The following is a 2,474-nucleotide window of genomic DNA, read 5'->3' as shown; positions in this document are numbered from 1 at the left end:
GCCGGTAGGTCCCGCGCCGCTGCGGCCCCGGGCCCGCCGGTCGGTCCCGCGTCGAGGCGGCCCGGGCCCGCCGCAACGAGAAGAGCGTTCCGCACACCTTCCTCTCGGGAAACGTGTGCGGAACGCTCTTCTCGACGACGGGGTCGCGCGAGGTCAGTCGGCCAGGCCCGCGACCTCGTGCTCGTCCGCCGGCTCATCGGTCAGCGTGTCGACGCCGCCGTCGGTGAGCATGGGGACCTCGAACACGAACTCGGGGATCGCGAACGCGTCGACCAGCGTGCGCGCGCGACCCGCGAGCTTCGTGCACAGGCGGTTACGGGCCGCCGTGGCCGCCTTGGTGCGCTCGGTGGTGAGCCGGTTGTGCTCGAGGAACCAGCCCTTGTCGCGGTCCACGATGTCCAGCACGTACAGGTCGCACAGCATGCCCAGGACCTCCTTGGCCTCCGGGTCCTCGCAGGCGTCCACGGCCTCGGCGAACCGGGCGAACACCCAGCTGTCCATGTGCGCGCGGCCGGCCTGCAGCAGGTGGTCCTGCGCCGAGTTGAACACCTTGAACGCCGCCGAACCGTCCTCGCCCTGCGCCTTGCGCAGCCGGCGGGCGACCGTCTCCAGCAGGTGCTCCTCGCGGTCGACGAGCAGCTCGAGCTGGTTGCCGCGGTCGAGCAGATCGGTGTGCTCGCGGTCGGTCACCGCGTCGACGAGCTTCTGCCACAGGGTCGAGGCGCGGGCCTTCTCCTGCACCACGTCCACGGCGGTGCCGAGCGCGAACGCCACCGTCTCGCGCTGGTCCATGTTCCCGAACTCGGACGCGTAGGCGGTGAGCAGCTCCTTGCCGACGAGCTGCGTGAGCACCACGTTGTCGCCCTCGAAGGTCGAGAAGACGTCGCAGTCCCTGCGCAGCTCGGTGATCCGGTTCTCCGCCATGTACCCCGCGCCGCCACAGGCGAGACGGGCCTCGACGATGGTGTCGTTGGCGAACGCGGTCACCGTGGCCTTGATGCCCGCCGCGTGGGTCTCCATCTCACGCCGCTTGACCTCGTCGAACGCCTCCGGGTTCCGCTCGAACTCGTCGAGCTCGGCGATGATCGCGTTCTGGGCGCACGCGTAGGCGTAGGCGCGGGCGATCCGCGGCATGAGACGGCGCTGGTGCTCGCGGTACTCGAGCAGCGGGATGCCCTTACCGGTCTCCGGGTGGTCGAACTGGCGACGGACCAGCGAGTACCGCACGGCCATCGCCAGCGCGGTTCGGGCGGCCGCGCCGGAGGCCGCCCCCACGGAGACGCGCCCGCGGATGAGCGTGCCCAGCATGGTGAAGAAGCGGGCCCCCACCGAATCGATGGGGGAGGAGTACGTGCCGTTCTCGTCGACGGCACCGAAGCGGTCGAGCAGCGCCTCGCGGGGCACACGCACGTTGTCGAACCAGATGCGGCCGTTGTCCACGCCCTGCAGGCCGCCCTTGTGGCCGTGGTCGGTGGTCCGCACGCCCGGCAGGTCGTTGCCCGACTCGTCCCGGATCGGCACCAGCAGGCAGTGCACGCCGTGGCGCAGTTCCTCGCCGTCCTCGTGGGTGATGAGCTGCGCGAAGACCGCCGCCATCCGGCCGTCGCGGGCCGCGTTGCCGATGTACGCCTTCTCGGCGCTGGGGGTGGGGGTGTTGACCACGAACTCGCCGGTCTCCCGGTCGTACGTCGCCGTGGTCTCGAGGTTCTGCACGTCCGAGCCGCCACCGATCTCGGTCATGGCGAAGCAGCCCAGCAGGTCCAGGGACATGACGTCGGGCAGGTACTTCTTGCGCGTCTCGGCGTTGCCCAGGTTGGCGATCGCGCCGCCGAACAGGCCCCACTGGACGCCGGCCTTGACCATCAGCGACAGGTCGAGGTGGCCGAGCATCTCGAACGACGTCAACGCGCCGCCGGTGTCGCCCGTGCCACCGTCCTCCGCGCGGAAGCCGAGCTTGGGCATCCCCGAGTCCGCGAGCCGCTGGAGCTGGGCGAGGACGTGGTCGCGGTGCTCCTCCATGGTCAGCCCGATCGGGTTGAGCATGTCGGGGGTCATGGAGTCCCGGGTGAACTCGCGCGCGTCCGCCCAGGTCCCGTCGAGGACCTTCTGCAGTGCGGCGGCGACGGCAGGGTCCCCGGCGCCGGTGGTGGTGATGCGGCCGAAATTGGGGTGCACCGGCGCGCCGTTCTCGGGCACGGAATCCCCGGAAGTGGCGGCGTTCTGGACGTCGGTCTCGGAGGTCATGCCACGAGAATACGGAGTGTCGTCCGCGCTGTGCACCGGTAGATCGCTGCCGCGCGGCGGGAAATGAGCGGAGGGCCCGGACCACTCACGTGATCCGGGCCCTCCCATTGTCGGGGTGGCGGGATTTGAACCCACGGCCTCTTCGTCCCGAACGAAGCGCGCTACCAAGCTGCGCCACACCCCGGTCGACAACGAGGATTACTGTAGCGCCCCGTGGCCGGAATCGCGAA

General features: G+C 70.4%; 1 protein-coding gene and 1 tRNA gene. Both read right to left on the bottom strand.

Translation table 11 applies throughout. The features are described 5' to 3' along the window. Positions 1–153 precede the first annotated feature (153 nt). A complete protein-coding gene (locus G6030_RS10795; protein WP_182643121.1) occupies positions 154–2,244 on the bottom strand; it encodes an acyl-CoA dehydrogenase in 2,091 nt (696 codons plus the stop codon). A gap of 110 nt (positions 2,245–2,354) precedes the next feature. Beyond that, positions 2,355–2,428, bottom strand: a tRNA-Pro gene (locus G6030_RS10790). Between the last annotated feature and the right edge of the window lie 46 nt (positions 2,429–2,474).

Source organism: Dietzia sp. E1 (assembly GCF_014145015.1).
In the GTDB taxonomy this organism is placed as follows: domain Bacteria; phylum Actinomycetota; class Actinomycetes; order Mycobacteriales; family Mycobacteriaceae; genus Dietzia; species Dietzia cinnamea_A.
This window is presented reverse-complemented; position numbering and strand designations above follow the sequence as displayed.

Coding starts and splice junctions, on each gene's coding strand:
- G6030_RS10795 (WP_182643121.1), bottom strand. CDS start 2,244: ATGACCTCCGAGACCGACGTCCAGAACGCCGCCACTTCCGGGGATTCC.